Source organism: Streptomyces sp. GQFP, assembly GCF_021545335.1.
GTDB lineage: Bacteria > Actinomycetota > Actinomycetes > Streptomycetales > Streptomycetaceae > Streptomyces.
This window is the reverse complement of the sequence record NZ_CP089312.1, coordinates 6747448-6766633: the sequence shown is the minus strand read 5'-3', so window position 1 is coordinate 6766633 and position 19186 is coordinate 6747448. Positions and strand designations below refer to the sequence as shown.

Annotated in this window: 19 protein-coding genes; 12 read left to right on the top strand and 7 right to left on the bottom strand. The window is 69.9% G+C overall.

All coding sequences use genetic code 11. The features are described from left to right. Positions 1 to 211: 211 nt before the first annotated feature. Together LUX31_RS30510 and LUX31_RS30505 are read right to left on the bottom strand one after the other, a co-directional pair. A complete protein-coding gene (locus tag LUX31_RS30510; protein WP_235478521.1) occupies positions 212 to 982 on the bottom strand; it encodes an HNH endonuclease in 771 nt (256 codons plus the stop codon). Further along, positions 979 to 2382, bottom strand: a complete 1404-nt coding sequence (locus LUX31_RS30505; RefSeq protein ID WP_235480114.1) for an AAA family ATPase — start codon at positions 2380 to 2382, stop codon at positions 979 to 981. The genes LUX31_RS30510 and LUX31_RS30505 overlap by 4 nt, the downstream gene beginning before the upstream one ends. A gap of 133 nt (positions 2383 to 2515) precedes the next feature. Between LUX31_RS30505 and LUX31_RS30500 the strand changes: the two genes are divergently transcribed. The 8 genes from LUX31_RS30500 to LUX31_RS30465 all read left to right on the top strand — a co-directional run bounded on the left by LUX31_RS30500 (position 2516) and on the right by LUX31_RS30465 (position 9642). After that, positions 2516 to 2992 carry a hypothetical protein gene (locus LUX31_RS30500; protein ID WP_235478520.1) on the top strand — a complete coding sequence of 159 codons (477 nt, stop codon included), beginning with the start codon at positions 2516 to 2518 and terminating at the stop codon, positions 2990 to 2992. Further along, on the top strand, positions 2976 to 3947 hold the full coding sequence (locus tag LUX31_RS30495; RefSeq protein ID WP_235478519.1) for a bifunctional lysylphosphatidylglycerol flippase/synthetase MprF: 972 nt from the start codon (positions 2976 to 2978) through the stop codon (positions 3945 to 3947). Before LUX31_RS30500 ends, LUX31_RS30495 begins: the two co-directional genes overlap by 17 nt. A gap of 49 nt (positions 3948 to 3996) precedes the next feature. Beyond that, on the top strand, positions 3997 to 4476 hold the full coding sequence (locus LUX31_RS30490) for an SRPBCC family protein (RefSeq protein WP_235478518.1): 480 nt from the start codon (positions 3997 to 3999) through the stop codon (positions 4474 to 4476). Continuing rightward, on the top strand, positions 4469 to 5008 hold the full coding sequence (locus LUX31_RS30485; RefSeq protein WP_235478517.1) for a flavin reductase family protein: 540 nt from the start codon (positions 4469 to 4471) through the stop codon (positions 5006 to 5008). The genes LUX31_RS30490 and LUX31_RS30485 overlap by 8 nt, the downstream gene beginning before the upstream one ends. Beyond that, positions 5001 to 6359: an NAD(P)/FAD-dependent oxidoreductase gene (locus LUX31_RS30480; RefSeq protein WP_235478516.1), complete on the top strand. Its 1359-nt coding sequence runs from the start codon at positions 5001 to 5003 to the stop codon at positions 6357 to 6359. Before LUX31_RS30485 ends, LUX31_RS30480 begins: the two co-directional genes overlap by 8 nt. Positions 6360 to 6456: 97 nt before the next feature. Beyond that, positions 6457 to 7143 carry a class I SAM-dependent methyltransferase gene (locus LUX31_RS30475; protein ID WP_235478515.1) on the top strand — a complete coding sequence of 229 codons (687 nt, stop codon included), beginning with the start codon at positions 6457 to 6459 and terminating at the stop codon, positions 7141 to 7143. Positions 7144 to 7163: 20 nt separating this feature from the next. After that, entirely contained in the window at positions 7164 to 8579 is a 1416-nt protein-coding gene (locus LUX31_RS30470) for a cytochrome P450 (RefSeq protein WP_235478514.1), read from the top strand. A gap of 46 nt (positions 8580 to 8625) precedes the next feature. Next, positions 8626 to 9642: a hypothetical protein gene (locus tag LUX31_RS30465; RefSeq protein WP_235478513.1), complete on the top strand. Its 1017-nt coding sequence runs from the start codon at positions 8626 to 8628 to the stop codon at positions 9640 to 9642. Positions 9643 to 9715: 73 nt separating this feature from the next. Here LUX31_RS30465 and LUX31_RS30460 read toward each other — a convergent pair whose 3' ends face one another. From LUX31_RS30460 to LUX31_RS30450, 3 genes are read right to left on the bottom strand one after another with little or no spacing between them, the layout of a single operon-like run. After that, positions 9716 to 10513: a sugar phosphate isomerase/epimerase family protein gene (locus LUX31_RS30460; protein ID WP_235480113.1), complete on the bottom strand. Its 798-nt coding sequence runs from the start codon at positions 10511 to 10513 to the stop codon at positions 9716 to 9718. 44 nt (positions 10514 to 10557) lie between these two features. Continuing rightward, positions 10558 to 11715 carry a dihydrodipicolinate synthase family protein gene (locus tag LUX31_RS30455; protein WP_235478512.1) on the bottom strand — a complete coding sequence of 386 codons (1158 nt, stop codon included), beginning with the start codon at positions 11713 to 11715 and terminating at the stop codon, positions 10558 to 10560. Then, positions 11712 to 12869 carry a Gfo/Idh/MocA family protein gene (locus LUX31_RS30450; protein ID WP_235478511.1) on the bottom strand — a complete coding sequence of 386 codons (1158 nt, stop codon included), beginning with the start codon at positions 12867 to 12869 and terminating at the stop codon, positions 11712 to 11714. Before LUX31_RS30450 ends, LUX31_RS30455 begins: the two co-directional genes overlap by 4 nt. 394 nt (positions 12870 to 13263) lie before the next feature. Here LUX31_RS30450 and LUX31_RS30445 point away from each other — a divergent pair, with 394 nt between their 5' ends. Beyond that, the gene (locus LUX31_RS30445; RefSeq protein WP_235478510.1) at positions 13264 to 14310 is read left to right on the top strand and encodes a LacI family DNA-binding transcriptional regulator; all 1047 of its coding nucleotides are present in this window, start codon (positions 13264 to 13266) and stop codon (positions 14308 to 14310) included. An 83-nt stretch (positions 14311 to 14393) separates the two neighbouring features. On the opposite strand, the gene LUX31_RS30440 is transcribed toward LUX31_RS30445, so the two are convergent. Continuing rightward, a complete protein-coding gene (locus LUX31_RS30440) occupies positions 14394 to 15044 on the bottom strand; it encodes a hypothetical protein (protein ID WP_235478509.1) in 651 nt (216 codons plus the stop codon). A gap of 199 nt (positions 15045 to 15243) precedes the next feature. Between LUX31_RS30440 and LUX31_RS30435 the strand changes: the two genes are divergently transcribed. After that, positions 15244 to 15639 carry a nuclear transport factor 2 family protein gene (locus tag LUX31_RS30435; protein WP_235478508.1) on the top strand — a complete coding sequence of 132 codons (396 nt, stop codon included), beginning with the start codon at positions 15244 to 15246 and terminating at the stop codon, positions 15637 to 15639. A 93-nt stretch (positions 15640 to 15732) separates the two neighbouring features. Here LUX31_RS30435 and LUX31_RS30430 read toward each other — a convergent pair whose 3' ends face one another. Further along, the gene (locus LUX31_RS30430) at positions 15733 to 17160 is read right to left on the bottom strand and encodes an alkaline phosphatase family protein (protein ID WP_235478507.1); all 1428 of its coding nucleotides are present in this window, start codon (positions 17158 to 17160) and stop codon (positions 15733 to 15735) included. 273 nt (positions 17161 to 17433) lie between these two features. Here LUX31_RS30430 and LUX31_RS30425 point away from each other — a divergent pair, with 273 nt between their 5' ends. Together LUX31_RS30425 and LUX31_RS30420 are read left to right on the top strand one after the other, a co-directional pair. After that, positions 17434 to 18366 carry a bifunctional helix-turn-helix transcriptional regulator/GNAT family N-acetyltransferase gene (locus LUX31_RS30425; protein WP_235478506.1) on the top strand — a complete coding sequence of 311 codons (933 nt, stop codon included), beginning with the start codon at positions 17434 to 17436 and terminating at the stop codon, positions 18364 to 18366. A 16-nt stretch (positions 18367 to 18382) separates the two neighbouring features. Then, positions 18383 to 19183, top strand: a complete 801-nt coding sequence (locus tag LUX31_RS30420) for a sugar phosphate isomerase/epimerase family protein (RefSeq protein ID WP_235478505.1) — start codon at positions 18383 to 18385, stop codon at positions 19181 to 19183. The last annotated feature ends 3 nt before the right edge of the window (positions 19184 to 19186 follow it).

The window sequence follows — 19186 nt, the reverse complement described above, 5'->3', positions numbered from 1 at the left end:
AACGGGATAGGGCCGGGAGGCCGGAAACAGCTTCGAGGGGGCCCGGTCCGTCGACCGGGCCCCCTCGGCTTCCCCTCCCGTATCAGAACCCCAGCGATCCCCCCAGATCCCCCTCCAGAAGTCCTGATGCCATGTACGACCGGCGAGGTGGGGGGAGGGTTGTACGGCGGACCAAGATTTTTTCGGCGGTCTTTGTGAGCGATCTTTTCGGCTACCGCGCGAGCCGCGCTCCCCTCAGGAATCCGGCGCGCAGTCCGGGGTCCCGGAGGAGGGCCAGGACGTCCTCCTCCCCCACGAACAGCGCGTCGGCCGCCGGGTGTTCGGACTGGTGGAACATCGCCACGAGCACATCGGCGAGCGGACGGTTCCAGGCGACCTTGACGATCTCCCGCGCCTTGTCGCCCTGCCCCCGGTCCATCGCTATCCGCCACAGCTCGATCGAGTGCCTGGCGGTCGCGTACGCGTCCCTGCGCCCCTTGACCAGGACCGGTCGGCGATTCAGGCCGAAGATCTCGATACAGGCGCGGCCCCGGTCGGTCAGCCCCCTGTACGTGCCGAGCGGGAGCACCAGACGGAGGTGGTCCAGGGGGTCCTCGGCCGTCGGGTCGACGAGGAGCGGGGTGCCGTCGGGGGCGGTCGGGAAGAGGTCGCGCTTCTGGTTGCTGTTGCAGTACGAGCAGGCGAGGAGGTGGTTGAGCCAGTCGAAGGTGCGGAGCGGAGTACGGCTCTTCGGCTCGAAGTGGTCAACGTCCGTGCCCTGGCTGTCACCGCAGTACATGCACCGCTCATGGCCCGGCGCCATCTCCGCCAGTCCGGCGACGAGCGCCGGGCGGACCTGGCGACGGGCCGAGCTGCTCGCCCAGAGGTTCTTCGCTCTGGCCCGACGGTCCGGGCCCGCGGCCTGCTGCCGGATGTCCTCGGTGTACTCCCCCAGCCGGACCACCGTGGCCGGCGGCAGGGGCACGCGCCGCAGCCGGATCACCCGGCCTCGCCCTCCTCGACCGCGTCCCCGTCCTCGATCTCCTCCGCGAGCCGCTGCAGATGGGCGGTCATCTCGTCGAGGCGGGCCGTCGGGGAGCTGGTGAGCAGGCTCTTGAGTTCCTGGTAGCGGGCCAACGACTCGGGCTCGGTCTCGCCCTCGTAGATCTGCGCCTCCAACTCCACGAACTCGGAGCGGACTTGCTCGGCCCGTTCCGAGTACGGCGTGTCCAGGCCGAACAGTTCGGAGAGCACGGCGTCGTCGCCACTGCCGTACACCACACGCTCGTACAGCTCCTGGTCGACGACCTCGGGCGGCACGTCCTCGCCGACCCCGGGCAGCCGGATCAGCCCGCCGGGGTCGGCGGCCTGGCAGATGTACGGGCTGTGCGTGGTGACGATGAACTGGATGCGGGGGAAGTGGGCGGTCAGCCAGGGGCCGATACGGCGCTGCCAGGTGACGTGGAGATGCGCGTCGATCTCGTCGATGATCACGACACCCGGGACCGGAAGGACGCCCGGACTGCCGCCCCCTCGGCTGAACGCCGCGTCGCCGAACGTGTCGTGGATCTGCTTCAGCAGGTCGACGACGAGGGCCGCGACCGTACGGAAGCCGTCGCTCATCTCGCGCAGGGGGAAGCGCTGTCCGTCGCGGCTGACCCACAGGCCCTCGGAGTCGACCTCCTCCACCCGGTAGCCGTCGGGCAGCAGTCCGTCGCCGAGGACGGCCAGTGCCGCCTCCTTGAGCGCCACCGCGCCCTCCCTGCCCTCCAGCGCGCGCAGGTGCTGTTCGATCAGCCAGGCGACGCCTTCGGCCAGGGAGGCGTCCTCGTGGAACAGGCTGGCCTGCCGGGCGACCGGGCCGGAGGCCAGCATCAGCCGCTGCACCTCGCCGGAGCCGCCCGCCATACGACGGAACGGGCCGTACGCGGCACAGAACCAGCCGACCGGGTTGTCCGCCCACGGTCCCCGCCTCGCCAGGCTGGCGCTCGTCGACTTGGGCCTGGTCCTGATCTCCTCCAGCGCGGGCCGCGCGCTCCTGCGGCCACCGGACCCCTCGGCGGGCGCCGTCCACCGCAGTCCCGCCCAGAACTTGTTCCGCGTGCTCCCCGAGCCGGTGAACCTGTCGAAGCCCCTGTCCTTGACGATCTCCGCCCAGGCGGTGCCGGAGTCCGAGCCCCGCGCGAGCCAGTTCTCGAACCCCTGGACGAGACCGCGCGCCGCGACCGGTCCGCTCAGCGCGAGGGCCAGCGCCCGCAGCAGGGTCGTCTTGCCCGAGCCGTTGCGGCCCGCCAGAACCGTCCAGCCTGCGTGGCTTCCGTCGGGGCGGGTCAGGGTCAGCTCGACCTGGCGCGAGCCGTGGAACGACTTGATGTCCTGTACGGAGATCCGGCTGACGTACATGGGCACGATGTCCGTTCGTTCGGCTCTGCGAGGGTTGGCCCGATCCTACGGGTGAGATATTCCCGCGAGGGACGCCCCGTACCCGGCCGTAAGACAGGTGAGAATGTCTCACTCCGGGTGCACGGGGGCCTTTGTGGATGCCAGGAATCTCTTCTACACCAGAACCACGTCTCGGCTCGCCCGACTTGAGTGGTCGGTCGCTCTCGCCGTTTCCTCCGTCGCCGCTCTGACGCATCTTTCCGAGATCCGCTGGTGGCTTTTCGTCTCCCTGTTTCTCGTCATCGATCTCATCGGGTACATCCCGGGCGCCATCGCCTATCGAAGAAGTCCGGACGGGCGGGTCGGGCGCGGATACTACGTCGCCTACAACCTGATGCACTCACTGGTCACCTGGGCCGTGTTCGCGGGGCTGTGGAGCTGGTTGGTGGGTGCGGAATGGGCGTTGCTCGCGCTGCCGATCCATCTCATGGGTGACCGGGCCCTGTTCGGGAACTCCCTCAAACCCTTCGGGGTGCCTTTCGAGCCGTCCATCCATCCGGATTTCGCAGCATTCCAGCAGGCCTACGCGCGGGCCTACGACGGGAAGGGGAGCGATGCCGTCCGCGTTTGACCTGGTGTCGGCCCATGCCGACAATCCCAGTGCTTTTCTCGCCCTCAACAGCGGGAACGAGTTCTTTGTCGACGATCGGTACGACGGAGTCTGCGCCTTCCGTCCGGCGGGACGGCATCTGCTGCAGCTCGGCGGGCCCTTCGCCGCCCCCGGTGATCGCGCCGGGCTGCTGGACGCCTTCCTCGACCGGGCCGCGGGCGGGCGGCGGCGCGTCATCGCCGTACAACTCCAGGCCGAGGACGCCCGGTTGTACGCGGCCCACGGGTTCACCGTGAACCAGATGGGGGCCTCGTACGCCGTCGATCTGGCGCGGTTCACCCTGCGCGGGTCGCCGTTCGTACGGCTGCGGAACAAGATCTCCCGGGCCCGGCGGGCGGGGGTGGAGGTCACCGAGGTCGGCCTCTCGGAAGTTTCAGGTGAACTCGATCTCATCGACCGTGAATGGCTGCTCGGGAAAGGGAAGCACGCGAAAGAACTCCGGTTTCTCGTCGGGGAGCGCGGTGGGCCCGAGCAGAAACATCAGCGGGTCTTCACCGGCACCGTCGACGGGCGCGTCGTGGGATACATCAGCTACTCCCCCGCTTTCGGCAGCCGTCCGGGCTGGCTGCACGATCTCAGCCGTCGTCGCGTCGACGCCCCGCCCGGCACCATGGAACTCCTCAACTCGACCGCCATCGAGCGGTTCGTCGGGGAGGGTGGCGAGTGGCTGCATTTCGGATTCACTCCCTTCGTCGGGCTCGATCCGGCGCTCGAAGTGCCGGGCGCCAGCGGCATGGTGGCGCGCGTCGTGCGTTTTCTCGGTGAGCGTGGTGAGCGTGTTTATCCCGCCGCCGCCCAGCTCGAATACAAGGAGAAATGGGCGCCGCATGTCGTGCTGCCCGAGTACATCGCTTTCCAGGGGCGAGTCCGGCCGGGCGCGTTGTGGCGGCTCGGGCGGGAGACCAACGCCCTCTGATCATCCCGGCAGTCAGCCACGTACTCAACGAACAAGGAGTGCATCCCGTATGCGCGAAGTAATCGTCCAGGTGGTCGTCGAGGAGCGCACGGCCCGGCAGGCGTACGAGCTGATCTGCGACTTCCGCCGCTATCCCGAGCTGACCGACAAGGTGAACGAGGTCGTGGTGCATCCGCCGGAGGCCGACGGGTCGCTCCGGTCGGACTGGAGTGTCATCTTCCGCAACGGGCTGATGCGGTGGAGCGAACGCGACCGGTTCGTCCCGGAGACGCTGACCGTCGAGTTCGAGCAGATCAAGGGCGACTTCGAGGTCTTCCAGGGCTCCTGGGTGTGCGAGGAGCGGGAGGAGGAGGGCACGGTGGTCACCTTCCGGTCCGACTTCGACCTCGGCATCCCCTCCCTCGCGGAGATCCTCGATCCCGTCGCCGAGAGCACACTGCGGGACAACATCCTGCGCATTCTCGAAGGGCTCATGGGCCGGGTGACCCCGATGAGCCCCCTGGACCTCGCCGCGTCCCGGCATGGCTGACCCGGTGTCGTCCCTGTCCTCCTTGCCGTCCCTGGCGACGCGGCCCGGTGTCGCGCAATGCCTCGACATGTACGCCAAGTTGGCGTCCGGCGTGTGCGTCGTGACCACCCGGGGTGCCGACGGGCGGCCGGCCTGCGCGACGGTCTCCTCGGCGGCGGCCGTCTCGGCGGCACCGCCCCTGATGTCCCTCTGCCTGGCCAACGCCTCCCGCACCCTCGCCGCCCTCCGCGACCACGGCTCCTTCGCCCTGCACGTCCTCGACGAACGGCACCGCCCCTGGGCCGAGCGCTGCGCCGACCCCCTCGCCACGGCCGCCGAGCGTTTCGGTGAGGAACAGGCGGAGTACGTCCATGGCGTGCCCGTCCGCACCGACGCCCTCGCCTGGTCCGTGTGCGCGGTGACGGACGTACGGGCGTACGGCGACCACCACTTGGTCGTCGGCGAGGTCCTCGCCGCCCACACCGGCACCGGGCATCCGCTGCTCTGGTACGACCGCGGCTTCCATGGGCGGAGCGGGGCACGGCATGGGTGAGCGGCAGTCGTACCCGGGGGTGCCCGTGGTGGCGGCTCCGCCGTGGCGGGGCGGGCGTCCCGAGGATCATCAACTCCCTTCTGTACGGGGCCTGGTGAGCGCCGACTTCACTGTCGTCGGCGCCGGTCTGGCCGGCCTCTCCACCGCGTACCACCTGCTGCGGTACGCACCCGGCGCCGATGTCGCCGTCGTCGACGCGGGCCATCCGGCTGCCGGTGCCAGCGGCCACGGCACCGGTCTCCTCGGGCCCCGGGCAGGCCCGCCCGTCGACCGCGCGATCCGCCGCTTCGGCCCGGACACGGCCCGTCGTATGCACCGGGCCAGCGAGGACGCGGTGGCCGACGCCCTGGAGCTGTGCCGCACCCTGGACGTGCCCGTGCGCACCGGCGAGCAACTGGTCGTCGCCCGCTCACCGGAGGGACTGGCCCGGCTGTCCGGACAGTCGGCGGCCTGTCGCGCCCTCGGCCTGGACGTACCGCCCCTGTCGGCGGCCGGGGTGCGCGAGCGCATCGACGTGCCCTGCCAGGCCGGGCTGCTCCACCGGCAGGCGGCCACCCTTGACCCCGCGCTTCTCACCGCCGCCCTCGCGCGGGCCTGCTTGGCCAAGGGCGCCCGGCTGTACGGGCGTTCACCGGTCGTCGGCCGGTCCGGTAGCAGTAACGGCGGCACGCGGCTGGTCTTTCCGCGCGGTGAACTCCGTACGGGCGCCGGGGTGTTCGCGGTCAACGGCGGGGCTGGGGCCCTCGGGCTCCCGGTGGGCACGGTCGCCCCGCTTGAGGTGCACGCCATCGCCACCGAGTCGTTGAAGCCGGCGGTGCGGGAGGCGCTCGGGGAGGGGTCGGGGGCAGCGCTGGTCGACGCGGCGCGGCTGGCGCCCTACTTCCGGCTGACGCCTGACGGGCGGCTGGTGGTGGGGGGCGGGCGGGCCTCGCTGCCGGGGCGGCCTCCTGGCACTGGCGGGGCGGGGAAGGACGACAGGGCCCGCCTTGCAACCTGGGAGTGGCTCGCGGAGCGCATGCGCGGTCTGCATCCGCTCCTCACCGACACCGCCATCACGCACCGGTGGACCGGCCGGATCGGCGTCACTCTTGACGATCTGCCTGTCGTGGGGCCGCTCGTCGGGACGCCGGGGATGTGGTTCATCGGGGGGTGCGGTGGTCATGGGCTGGCGCTGTCCATCGCCCACGGGGCTTATGTGGCACGGCAGTTGGTGGGGGGTGGGGAGGGCGGGGGGCCGGCTCTGCCCTGGCATCGGTCGGCCGCTCCGACGCTGCCGTTCGGTGGAGCGGGGTGGGTGGTGCTGCGCCGGTACCTCGACCGGCTGGACCGGAACGTACGGCGCGAGCACTGACACTCGCCCTCAATTCCCCGCAAATCCACGCGAGGGACGTCGCGGCGAGAGATCGTAAAACCTGGTGGAGACCGAGAGAGAAATGAGGGGGAGCCCCATGCCTGGTGCGAACACACTGACCAGAGGTCCCTACCGTCTGCTGCAGGAGAACTTCCGGCGCCCGGCAGGTGCGCCGGGTGCCCTGGTCGGACATCTGATGACCGTGCAGCATCGCGGGCTCACCCGGTGGTCGGCCGAGCATCTGGACGTCCGCCGTACCCATCATGTGCTCGATCTCGGCTGCGGCAGCGGGATGGCCGTCGAACTGCTCGCCCGGCGGGCCGAGTTGGGGTTCGTCGCGGGGCTCGACTACTCGGCCACCATGGTCCGGCAGGCCGTACGGCGCAACGCCGCCGCCGTCGGGCAGGGGCGGGTAGCGATCCGGCAGGGGGATGTGGGTCAACTGCCCTACGAGGACGGTGTGTTCGACCGGGTCAGCGCGATCGAGACCTTCTACTTCTGGCCCGACCCGCTGCGTGGACTCGCCGAGGCGTACCGAGTCCTCAAGCCCGGTGGGCAGTTGGCGATCACCCTGGAGATGAGCCGGGAGGCGGCGACCGTACCGACGCTCACCCAGCGGCTGTTCGGGCGGCGCTTCACCGAGCGGTCCGAGCAGGACGGGCTGCGTATCCTGTCCGGCGCCGAGCTCGTGGCGCTGCTCGATGTCGCCGGTTTCAAGGACACCCGGTTCGTCGCCGAGCCACGCCGTTCGCTGGGCTGGGTCTGCGCCCTGGGCAGGAAATGAGCAGCCAGGTGAGCGGTCGGGTGAGCAATCAAGCGAACGGCCAAACGGGCCTCCGCATGGCTCCCGAGATGCGCGGACTGCCCCTGCTCGGCAGCGTGCCGGCCTTCCGGCGGGACATCCTCGCCGCGATGCGCGACGGCTGGCGCGAGGGCGGTGACCTCGTGCGGTACCGGCTCGGGCCCGTGTCCGTGCACGGTGTGTCCAGCCCGGAGCTGGCCGGGGAGGTGCTGACCGACAGCGCCGCCTACGGCAAGCTCGGCCCCGACAACCCGCTGCGCCTGGTGCTCGGCGAGGGCCTGCTGACCAGCAGCGACCACGAGAGCTGGATGACCAACCGGCGCATGATGCAGCCGATCTACGGCAAACAGGCCCTCTCCTCGATGTTCCGTACGATGTCCGCCTCGGTCGAGGACCAGCTGACCCACATGGCGGCCACCTACCGCACCGGTGACGCCGTCGATCTGCACACCGAGCTGATGCGGGTGACGCTCGACATCGTGAGCCGGTGCATGTTCAGCACCGACATCACCGAGGGGCTCGGCGAACTCGGGCCGGACGCCGTGGACGTGGCGATCAACTTCGCCTTCGACCGGCTCCAGAACCCCTTCAGCCCGCCCACGCACTGGCCGACCCCCCGCAACCGCCGGTTCCGGGAGGTCATGGACGGCATCGACGCGCTGATCCGCCGCATCATCCGCGAACGCCGGGCCGAGGCGGAGGCGGAGAGCGCGGACGTCCGGTCCGACGACCTGCTGGACATGCTTCTCGCCGCCCGGGACGAGGACACCGGCCAGGGCATGGACGACCGCCAGCTGCGCGACGAGGTGATCACCACCTTCGCCGCCGGTCACGAGACGACCGCGGTCACCCTCAGCTGGACCTTCTACCTCCTCTCCCGGCACCGTGACGTCCTGGCGGCCGTACAGCGCGAGGTCGACGAGGCCCTCGGCGGACGCCTGCCCACCGTCGAGGACCTGCGCGCCATGCCGTACACGCTCCAGGTCTTCGAGGAGTCGCTGCGGATGTACCCGTCGGCGCCGATCGTGCCCCGACTGACCCTGAAGGACACGGAGTTGGGCGGCCACCGGATGCCGGCGGGCTCGCGCGTCCTGGTCAACCTGCACAACATCCACCGCCATTCGGCGCACTGGCCCGACGCGGAACGCTTCGACCCCGACCGCTTCCGCACCGTGGAGCGCAAGGCGCCAGGAAAACGGCACCGGTTCGCCTACATGCCCTTCGGCGCGGGCCCGCACCTGTGCATCGGCAAGCACTTCGCGCTCATGGAGGCGCACCTCCTGCTCGCCGCGCTGCTGCAGCGCTACGAGTTCCGGCACGTCCCGTCCCACCGGGTCGTCGACCACGCGACGATCACCCTGCGCCCCCGCTACGGCATGGTGATGACCCTGCACGACCGACGCCCCCGCCATCCCTGACCTCTCTCCCCAACCCCCGTCCACGACAACGCATTTGGAGCCTCTGATGGTGACGCGCCAGGACGATCCGCACACCCTGCCGCTCAACACGGTCCAGTACGACCCGGCCCGGCCGCAGGGCCACTACGAGAGCTTCTACCAGCGCGGAAACCATCCCACGGAGCCGCGCGCCTTCTGGATCCGCTACACCGTCTTCAGCCCGGCCGGGATGCCGGAGGCGGCCATCGGTGAGCTGTGGGCGGTGTACTTCGACGGGGTGACGGGCCGGCACGTGGTCGCCAAGGAGGAGCACCCGATCGCCGAATGCGAGTTCCGGCGTGGGACGTTCGGCGCGCGCGTCGCCGACCGGGTGCTGGAACCGGGCCGGCTCAAGGGCGAGGCGACGGGCCCGAACGGCGGCATCGGCTGGGACCTGACGTACGAGGGCACCGAGCCGCCGCTGTTCCTGCTGCCGCAGAAGATGTACGCGGGCGGCTTCCCCAAGGCCAAGAGCCTGGTCGGGATGCCGCTGGCGCGCTTCGACGGTTCGCTGACGGTCGACGGCGAGACGGTCGACGTGGACGGCTGGACGGGCAGCCAGAACCACAACTGGGGCAGCCAGCACACCGATTACTACGCCTTCGGGCAGGTCGCCGGGTTCGACGACGCCCCGGACAGCTTCCTGGAGATCGTCACCGCGCGGGCGAAGATCGGCCCGGTACGGACCCCGCTGGCGACGTTCCTGGTCCTGCGCCACGACGACCGCGAGCACCAACTCGTCTCGATGCGGCGGGCGTTGACGGCGAAGGCCCAATTCGGCTACTTCCACTGGGACTTCAGCACGGGCGACGACACCGTGACGGTCAACGGGCGGTTCCTGGCAGCCAAGGAACAGTTCGTCGGGCTCAACTACTACAACCCGCCCGGGGGCATCAAGCACTGCCTCAACACCAAGATCACCAGCTGTGAGCTGGAGGTCCGCAACAAGGTCACCGGCAAGGTCGACCGGCTGCGCACCGAACACCGCGCCCTGATGGAGATCCTCACCGACGACCGTTCGCACGGCATCGAGATCCGCGCCTGAAGTCGTTGCCAGGGGAGGGAACCGTCCGTGCCCGGTGATCCGCCTGTTTCACCAGGCACGGACGGTCGTACCGTTACGCCGCGTGCTCGACGAACCGCGCCGCGGTCTCCGTGAGCACCTCGCGCCCGTCCCGGGCCCACAGCGCGTCGTTGAACAGCTCGACCTCGATGGCACCGGTGTAACCGGCGGCCTCGACGTACGTCCTCCACTCCCGCATGTCGATCGAGCCGTCGCCGATCTGACCCCGGCCGTTGAGGACGCCCTCAGGCAACGGGGTGGTCCAGTCGGCGAGTTGGAAGGTGTGGATACGGCCACCGGCACCGGCGCGGGCGATCTGCGCGGGCGCGTTGTCGTCCCACCAGATGTGGTACGTGTCCACCGTGACGCCGACCTGGTGGGCGGGGAAGCGCTCCGCGAGGTCGAGGGCCTGGGTGAGCGTCGAGACGACGCAGCGGTCCGAGGCGTACATGGGGTGGAGCGGCTCGATGGCCAGCTTCACGCCATGGCTCTCGGCGTACGGGCCCAGGACCGCCAGGGCGTCCGCGATGCGCTCGCGGGCGCCGTACAGGTCCTTGGAGCCGGCCGGGAGGCCGCCCGAGACCAGGACCAGGGTGTCCGTGCCGAGCGTCGCCGCCTCGTCGACGGCGCGGCGGTTGTCGTCCAGCGCCCTGGCCCGCTCCTCAGGGTCGATGGCCGTGAAGAAGCCGCCCCGGCACAGGGTGGTGACGGTCAGGCCCGCGTCGCGGACCAGCTTGGCCGTCGCCTCCAGGCCGTACGACTGGACGGGCTCGCGCCACAGGCCAACGTTGCCGATGCCCAACTGGCCGCAGGCGTCGACCAGTTCGGGCATCGACAGCTGCTTGACCGTCATCTGGTTGATGCTGAAGCGGGCGAGATCGTCGGTGCTGGTGCTGGTCACTGGGCCACTCCGTACAGGGACAGCAGGTTCTTCATCCGCTCCTCCGCCAGCTTCGGGTCGGGGAACAGGCCCAGTCCGTCGGCGAGTTGATAGGCGCGGGCGAAGTGCGGGAGGGAGCGGGCCGACTGCAGTCCGCCGACCATCGTGAAGTGCGACTGGTGGCCGGCCAGCCAGGCCAGGAAGACCACGCCCGTCTTGTAGAAGCGGGTGGGGGTCTGGAAGAGGTGGCGGGACAACTCGACGGTGGGGTCGAGGAGTTCACGGAAGCCGGCCGTGTTCCCGGTGTCGAGAACGTGCACCGCCTCCGCCGCCAGCGGCCCCAACGGGTCGAAGATCCCCAGCAGGGCGTGACTGAAGCCCTTCTCGTCGCCCGCGATCAGCTCGGGGTAGTTGAAGTCGTCGCCCGTGTAGCAGCGCACGCCCTGCGGGAGGCGGCGCCGGATGTCGATCTCGCGCTGGGCGTCGAGCAGCGACACCTTGATGCCGTCGACCTTGTCGGGGTGGGCGGCGATGACGTCGAGGAACGTGTCGGTGGCCGCGTCGAGGTCGCTCGACCCCCAGTAGCCCTCCAGCGCCGGGTCGAACATCGGGCCGAGCCAGTGCAGGATCACGGGCTCGGCGGACTGCCTGAGCAGGTGGCCGTAGATGTCGAGGTAGTCCTCGGGCCCCTTCGCGGCGGCGGCGAGAGCCCGGGACGCCATCAGGATCGTCTTGGCGCCCGCCTCCTCGACGAGGGCGAGCTGCTCCTCGTACGCCTTGCGGATGTCCGCCAAGGAGGCGCCGGGGGTGGTGAGTTGGTCGGTGCCGACGCCACAGGCGATGAGACCGCCGACGGCCTTCGCCTCGGCCGCCGAACGGCGGATCAGCTCGGCCGCACCGGCCCAGTCCAGGCCCATGCCGCGCTGGGCGGTGTCCATGGCCTCCGCGACACCGAGGCCGTGGGACCAGAGGTGGCGGCGGAAGGCGAGGGTCGCGTCCCAGTCGACGGCGGCCGGGGAGTCCGGGGACACGTCGGCGTACGGGTCGGCGACGACGTGGGCCGCCGAGTAGACCGTACGGGAGGTGAAGGGGGTGCCGGGGCTGAGGGTGAGCGGGGTGGAGCGCGGCTCGTACGCGCTCAACGCTCCGCTTGCGTCCGGGAGTTGGATGGTCACAGCGCGATCTCCGGTACGTCGAGACGGACGCCCTCCGCCGAGGACTTCAGGCCCAGTTCGGCGAGCTGTACACCACGGGCACCGGCCAGCAGGTCCCACTGGTAGGGCGCGTCGGCGTAGACGTGCTTGAGGAACAGCTCCCACTGGGCCTTGAAGCCGTTGTCGAACTCGGCGTTGTCCGGGATCTCCTGCCACTGGTCGCGGAAGGAGTAGGTCGCCGGGATGTCAGGGTTCCAGACCGGCTTGGGCGTGGAACTGCGGTGCTGGACACGGCAGTTGCGGAGGCCCGCGACGGCCGAGCCTTCGGTCCCGTCGACCTGGAACTCGACGAGTTCGTCGCGGTTGACCCGTACGGTCCAGGAGGAGTTGATCTGGGCGATCGCGCCGCCCTCCAGCTCGAAGATGCCGTAGGCGGCGTCGTCGGCGGTGGCGTCGTACGGCTTGTCGTTCTCGTCCCAGCGCTGCGGGATGTGGGTGGCGGTGAGCGCCTGGACGGACTTGACGCGGCCGAACAGTTCGTGGAGGACGTACTCCCAGTGCGGGAACATGTCGACGACGATGCCGCCGCCGTCCTCGGAACGGTAGTTCCAGCTGGGGCGCTGGGCGCTCTGCCAGTCGCCCTCGAAGACCCAGTAGCCGAACTCGCCCCGGATGGAGAGGATGCGGCCGAAGAAGCCGCCGTCGATCAGGCGCTTGAGCTTCAGCAGGCCCGGGAGGAACAGCTTGTCCTGGACGACGCCGTGGCGGACACCGGCGGCGTTGGCCAGCCGGGCCAGTTCGAGGGCGCCGTCGAGGCCGGTGGCCGTGGGCTTCTCCGTGTAGATGTGCTTGCCCGCGGCGATCGCCTTCTTGATCGACTCCTCGCGGGCGGAGGTGACCTGGGCGTCGAAGTAGATCTCGACGGTCGGGTCGGCGAGGACCGCGTCGACGTCCGTGGAGACGTTCGCGGGGTCCAGGCCGTGCTGCTCGGCAAGCGCCTTCAGGGCGTGCTCGCGGCGGCCGACCAGGATCGGTTCCGGCCACAGCACGGTGCCGTCGCCGAGGTCGAGACCGCCCTGTTCGCGCAGGGCGAGGATGGAGCGGACCAGGTGCTGGCGGTAGCCCATGCGCCCGGTCACGCCGTTCATGGCGATACGCACCGTCTTGCGTGTCACGTCTTTCCCTTCGTAGGTGCCACAGGGGGCGGGGTACGCGGTGTACGCGCCGCGTACGCCCGGTGGGAGAGCAGCCCTCGGCGGCCCTACTGGCAAGCGTTACAGCAAGCGCTTTCTATCTAGGGAGAAGCTAGCCTCTGTGCAGCGGTCTGGACAAGAGCACAGAGAGGCCGAATTGTTCGGGGGTGCGAACAATCGGGGTTGCGGTGTTCCTCGACGGCCGGTCGAGGCTCCGCCGAAGGTCCGTCGGCGATCCCTCGAAGGTCATGCCGAAGGTCCGTCGGCGATCCTTCGAAGGTCATAGGGTCTGCATCGGTATGGACGCGAAGACGCAAAATACGACAACTCACAGCGACGCGATGGACGACAAGTTGCGCGACCGGAGGACGACGACATGACGGTGACCCTGGCGGACGTGGCGGCCCGCGCGCAGGTCTCGCCCGCGACGGTGTCGCGCGTACTGAACGGGAACTATCCCGTGGCCGCAACCACCCGTGAGCGGGTGCTGCGAGCTGTGGACGAGCTGGACTACGTGCTCAACGGGCCCGCGAGCGCGCTCGCCGCGGCCACGTCCGACCTAGTCGGGATTCTGGTCAACGACATCGCCGACCCCTTCTTCGGGATCATGGCGAGTGCGATCCAGTCGGAGGTGTCGGGCCCCGGTGGGCGGGCGGGCGGCGAGCGGCTGGCTGTGGTGTGCAACACAGGCGGCTCGCCGGAGCGCGAGCTGACGTATCTGACCCTGCTGCAGCGGCAGCGCGCGGCGGCGGTCGTCCTGACCGGCGGCGCGGTGGAGAACCAGCCGCACCTCGCGGCGGTCTCGGCGAAGCTGCGGCGGCTGGAGGAGGCGGGCACGAAGGTGGTGCTGTGCGGGCGTCCGCCGGCGCCGGACACCTCCGCGATCGCGCTGACGTTCGACAACCGAGGTGGCGGTCAGGAGCTGACCGAGCATCTGATCGGGCTGGGGCATCGACGGCTGGGGTACATCGCGGGGCCGGAGGAACGGACGACGACCCGGCATCGGCTGGAGGGGCACCGGGCGGCGCTGGCCGGCCATGGGATTGCCGAAGATCCCCGGTGGACCGTGCACGGGCGGTACGACCGGCGGTCGGGGTACGAGGCCACGCTGGAGCTGCTCCGCCGGGACCCGTCGCTCACGGCTGTCGTCGCCGCGAACGACTCCGTCGCGATCGGGGCGTGCGCGGCGCTGCGGGAGTCGGGGCGGCGGATTCCGGACGACGTTTCCGTCGCCGGGTTCGATGATCTGCCGTTCAGCGTGGATGCGGTGCCTTCGTTGACGACGGTGCGGTTGCCGTTGTCGGAGGCGGGGGCTCGGGCGGGGCGGATCGCGATGGGGCGGGAGGAGCCGCCGCCCGGGGGGATCGCCACGGTTCGGGGGGAGTTGATGGTTCGGGGGTCTTCGGGGGTGCCTCGGGGGTAGGGGGCGGGGCAGGGGTTCGGCGTGGTCGCGTGACGTCCGTTTCGTGATCGTGTGAGTCCGAGGAGGGCGAGCTGTCGTGGGGGCTAGTAGGAGTCGTAGTCGATGAAGGCGAGGCAGACAACGGTTTCGTCCGGCTCCACCGCTTCGTAGCCGCCCCTCTCCTCCCCCAATACGGGAAAGAACAGGGCGTTGCCTCCGCGGTCCGGATCGGTGACGATTTCGGCGTAGTTGGCTTGGCGACCTTCACGGTCGCCGGCCGCGATGATGGACTTCGCGTTGCGGAGATGGGCCTCGGCGCCTTCCTCACCGGCCCGCTTCGGGTCGAACGGGTTGCTGCACAAGACGGCATATCCTTCCAGCGGGGCCGGTTCGTAGCCGTCATATCCGTCGCCCCAGTCGGCCGCCCTGATACGGGCGGCGTCCGCCAGCGGCACGACAACGATGCTGGCCCGGGCCACCGGAGGCTTGCCGTCCTCCCGGCACCAGTAGAAGCCCGCGTATACCGGAGCCTTGCTCAGTCCTGTGGGCAGATCCTCGTGAGAATAGCCACCGCTACCCATCCCGAACCAGGTGACCGTCTCCTCCAGCGCCAACTCACCTACGTAGGCGAACCATTCCGGCCTGGGCGTGCACCCTTCGCGAGAGCGGTTGATGTGATCCACCCATTGCCGTAACAAGGCTTCAACGGTGTCCGCGGTGCCCACGAGGTCGTCTGGATCCTTAGCTGAGATCATGCTGTGGACTATGACACAGGGGTCTGACAGTCACGCCGAGCAAGATCCTGGACGCCGCCTGTGACACCCCGCCCTGGTTCCCCCTCCAGGGCGGGGCCCCGGCCCTGACCTGCGTCTGACCTGCACACGACCCCGAACCCGAGGACAATGGGCCCCGTCAGTCGAACATCGCCCACACACCCGAAAGGTGGCGATCACCATGGCTGAGCACCCGCACGCAGCCCTCGTACGCAAGGGCTACGACGCCTTCTCGCGCGGTGACATGGACACCATGCGCACCCTGATCGCGTCGGACGCCACGCACCACGTACCCGGAAGCCATCCTCTCTCCGGGGACTTCAAGGGGCAGGACGCGATCATCGACATGTTCCGTCGGCTCGCCGAAGAGACCGCCGGGAGCATGCGTGTCGTGCTGATGAACCTTCTCGTCGACGGCCGGGGGCACGTGGTCGCTGTGCACCGTTTCACCGCCGAGCGCCAGGGCAGGCGGATCGACGAGCCGGGCGCCCTCGTCTTCCGGATCGTCGGGGACAAGGTCGTCGATGTCGACGAATGCGTCGAGGACATCGACCGCAGCAACGAGTTCTGGGCCTGAGACCCGCCCCCCTTACGGCTTCCGGACTGTCCGGGTGGGGCGCCCGAGCCATGCCTCCGGGCCCCACCCGTCCGGCGTCCAGCCGGCCCCACCTCACACGTGCGGTCGATGCCCCTTCTCCTGCCTCGGGAACGACTGCGCGGCCCCCGGCAGCGTCGGCTTCGGCAGCGTTGCCACCTCCTCCTTCGCCCGTTCCAGTTGCTCCGCCGTGTCGTGCGGCAGGCGCGGCGGGCGGGGGCGGGAGTCGCGGAAGCGGAACGCGGAGGTGAGGTCGCCGAAGGCCTCTCGGCGCCAGTCGGTGATGTTCGGTTCCTCGACTCCCGTGAAGCGCTCCAGGAACTGGAGTGCCGAGGTGTGGTCGAAGGCTTCCGAGGCCACCCAACCGCCCACCGTCCAGGGCGAGATGATGATCGCCGGGACGCGGAAACCGCCGCCGATCGGCAGGCCGCCGATGAACTCGTTCGCCGTGCCGTCCGGCGGGGTCGGCGGGGCCACATGGTCGAACAGGCCGTCGTTCTCGTCGTAGTTGAGGATGAAGGCCGTTTTGCGCCACACCTTGGGGTTCGACGCTATCGCCTCGATCTTCGACGCCACGAAGTCCGCGCCCGCCGCCGGGAGATAGTCGGGATGCTCCGACTGGAAGCTCGTCGGCATGATCCAACTCACCGCCGGGAGACGGTCGTTGCGGGCGTCGTCCTCGAACGTGCCCTCCGGCTGCGGACGTACGCCCCGCTCGTACAGTTCCGACCCGGGCGCCGCCTGCTTGAACGTGGCGAACTGCTCCAGCATGTTGCAGCCGTAGTCGTCGTCCTGCTGGTACACCTTCCAGCTGACGCCCGCCGCCTGGAGGCGCTCGGCGTACGTCGTCCAGCGGTACGGGGTCGGTGCCACGTTGCTGGTGATCGGGCCGCCCTGGGTGCCGCCGGGATCGATCGTCCCCGTCATCCACATCAGGCGGTTCGGCCAGGTCGGGCCGAACACCGAGCAGTAGTAGTTGTCGCAGATCGTGAACGTCTCGGCGAGCGCGAACTGGAACGGGATGTCCTCGCGCGTGTAATAGCCCATCACGTAGGGGCCGTTGACGCCGTCCGCCTTGCGGTGGGCCGGCAGCCACTGATCCATCTTGCCGCCGTTCCACGCCTCGTGCTGCACCGACCAGGCGTGGCTCGTGGACGGGATCGCCTGTGCGCTGGACGTGTGGGTGTCGAGGTGGAAGGGGAGGAGGTACCCCTTCGGGTTCACGGCGTCCGGCTGGTAGAAGACCGGGCGGCCGTCGGGCAGCTTCAGCGCGTGCGGGTCCGCGAAGCCCCGTACGCCCGACAGCGTGCCGAAGTAGTGGTCGAAGGACCTGTTCTCCTGCATGAGCATCACTACGTGCTCGATGTCGTCGAGCGAGCCGTGCCGCGGCGGTCCGGCCGCGACGGCCTGCTGGACGCTGGGCGGGAGGAGGGAGAGTGCCGCGGCGCCGCCGAGGGTGCCTGCGGCGGAGCCAAGGAGTCTACGACGGGTCAACTCGGCCATGATTGCCCCTTCTTGAGCCTGTTGGGCCTGCCTTTCGGCTTCACTCTTCGCCTCGGGCGGCGAGGGGCGTCAGGGGCGGCGGATGAACAAGTGAGCAACGAGTGGCATGGGGTTGGCCAAGCCGTGGGATGCCGGAGACGGGCATTGCCGCTCCGTTGCCGGGCCTTGAGGAACACATCGCCCGCGCTCTACCCTCGAAGCGCCAACATCTCTGACTGAGTCAGATATCGACTACCAGGTTCGCGTCCAATATCCCGTCGGCGAGGTGGCCCCATGACCGTCCAGGACATCCGTTCCTTCAACCGCTTCTACACGAACGTGATCGGCGCACTCGACTACAGCAGCAGCCTCTACGCCCCCTACACCCTCACCGAGGCCCGCGTCCTCTACGAACTCGCGCACTCCACCCGTACCGACGCCGCCGATCTCCGTGCCGAACTCACCCTGGACGCCGGGTACTTGAGCCGGATCCTCAACAAGTTCGAGGAGAACGGGCTGATCGAGCGGGCGCCCTCCGACCGTGATCCCCGGCGGCGGCGCGTCACGCTCACCAGCCGGGGCCGCGAGACCGCCGACCTGCTGAACGAGCGTTCCACGGAGGCCATCGGCTCGCTGCTCGCCACCGTGCCCGCCGCCGACCGGCCCCGGCTCGCGGAGGCGCTGCGCACGGTCCGCTCGCTCCTCTCCGAGGGCCGGCCGCCGCGCCGCGAGGACGTCGTGCTGCGCGATCCCGCCCCCGGCGACCTCGGCTGGATCGTGCAGCGCAACGCGGCGCTGTACGCGTCCGAGTACGGCTTCAACACCGACTACGAGGGGCTGGTCGCCCGGATCGTCGCCGACTTCGCCGAGGACCACGACCCGCATCTGGAGCGGGTGTGGATCGCCGAGCTGGACGGGCGGCCGGTCGGGTGCGTGATGTGCGTACGGGACGAGGCGCCCGGGACCGCCCGGCTGCGGCTGCTGCTCGTCGAGCCGGACGCGCGCGGGCTCCGTATCGGCGACCGGCTCGTCGCGGCCGTCGTCGGCTTCGCCCGCGAGGTCGGCTACCGCGACCTCGTCCTGTGGACCAACGACGTACTCACCGCCGCCCGCCACGTCTACCAGCGCCACGGCTTCGTCCTCACCACCGAGAAGCCCCACCGCTCCTTCGGCAAGGATCTGCTGGGGCAGGACTGGCGGCTGGATCTCCACGGCACCGCGGAGTGACAGATATGGTCCCTGCATGAAACTGGCGTTCTCCACCCTCGGCGTCCCCGGTCTCCCCCTACCCGATGTCCTGCATCTCGCGACCACCCACGGCTACCACGGCGTCGAGCTGCGCACGCACCCCGAAGAGCCCGTCCACCTCGGTCTCACCCTGGCCGAACGGGCCGATGTGGCCGCCGAGTTCAAGGCGTCCGGCGTCGAGATCCTCGGCCTCGCCGGGTACGTCCGGGTCGCGGCCCCCGGCGACGACGAGCCCGTGCTCACCGACCTCCGCGCGCTCCTCGAACTCGCCCGTGACCTGGGCGCCCCCTTCGTCCGCGTCTTCCCCGGCGGCGGCACCGAGCAGACCCCCGAGGAGGCCGACGCGGCGGCGGCCCGCAGACTCGGCACGGCCGCCGAGTACGCGGCCGACCTCGGCGTACGCATCCTCCTGGAGACCCACGACTCGCATCGCACGGGCGCCGCCGCGATCCGCGTCCTGGGCCCGGTCGGCCACCGGCAGGTGGGCTCGCTCTGGGACGTCATGCACACCTGGCTCGGCGGCGAGCAGCCGTCGGAGAGCTACGCGGCCCTCGCCCCGCACCTCGGATACGTCCAGGTCAAGGACATCGCCTCGGCCGAGGACACCACCCCGCTGACCCTGGGCGCCGGTGTCCTGCCGCTCTCCGAGTGCGTCGAGGTCCTCTCCCGGCACGGGTGGGACGGGTGGCTGTGCTGGGAGTACGAGAAGCGGTGGTACGAGGCCGCCGCACCCCTGGAGGGCCTGCTGGGCGCCGGCCACGACCACCTCGCCCGGCTGCTCAACGAGTCGGCCTGACCT

What these genes read in the sequence shown, in the direction of transcription:
- LUX31_RS30445 (WP_235478510.1), top strand. Translation starts at nt 13,264, where the DNA reads ATGACGGTGACCCTGGCGGACGTGGCGGCCCGCGCGCAGGTCTCGCCC.
- LUX31_RS30480 (WP_235478516.1), top strand. Translation starts at nt 5,001, where the DNA reads ATGGGTGAGCGGCAGTCGTACCCGGGGGTGCCCGTGGTGGCGGCTCCG.
- LUX31_RS30440 (WP_235478509.1), bottom strand. Translation starts at nt 15,044, where the DNA reads ATGATCTCAGCTAAGGATCCAGACGACCTCGTGGGCACCGCGGACACC.
- LUX31_RS30495 (WP_235478519.1), top strand. Translation starts at nt 2,976, where the DNA reads ATGCCGTCCGCGTTTGACCTGGTGTCGGCCCATGCCGACAATCCCAGT.
- LUX31_RS30420 (WP_235478505.1), top strand. Translation starts at nt 18,383, where the DNA reads ATGAAACTGGCGTTCTCCACCCTCGGCGTCCCCGGTCTCCCCCTACCC.
- LUX31_RS30460 (WP_235480113.1), bottom strand. Translation starts at nt 10,513, where the DNA reads ATGACGGTCAAGCAGCTGTCGATGCCCGAACTGGTCGACGCCTGCGGC.
- LUX31_RS30465 (WP_235478513.1), top strand. Translation starts at nt 8,626, where the DNA reads ATGGTGACGCGCCAGGACGATCCGCACACCCTGCCGCTCAACACGGTC.
- LUX31_RS30505 (WP_235480114.1), bottom strand. Translation starts at nt 2,382, where the DNA reads ATGTACGTCAGCCGGATCTCCGTACAGGACATCAAGTCGTTCCACGGC.
- LUX31_RS30430 (WP_235478507.1), bottom strand. Translation starts at nt 17,160, where the DNA reads ATGGCCGAGTTGACCCGTCGTAGACTCCTTGGCTCCGCCGCAGGCACC.
- LUX31_RS30490 (WP_235478518.1), top strand. Translation starts at nt 3,997, where the DNA reads ATGCGCGAAGTAATCGTCCAGGTGGTCGTCGAGGAGCGCACGGCCCGG.
- LUX31_RS30485 (WP_235478517.1), top strand. Translation starts at nt 4,469, where the DNA reads ATGGCTGACCCGGTGTCGTCCCTGTCCTCCTTGCCGTCCCTGGCGACG.
- LUX31_RS30435 (WP_235478508.1), top strand. Translation starts at nt 15,244, where the DNA reads ATGGCTGAGCACCCGCACGCAGCCCTCGTACGCAAGGGCTACGACGCC.
- LUX31_RS30475 (WP_235478515.1), top strand. Translation starts at nt 6,457, where the DNA reads ATGCCTGGTGCGAACACACTGACCAGAGGTCCCTACCGTCTGCTGCAG.
- LUX31_RS30425 (WP_235478506.1), top strand. Translation starts at nt 17,434, where the DNA reads ATGACCGTCCAGGACATCCGTTCCTTCAACCGCTTCTACACGAACGTG.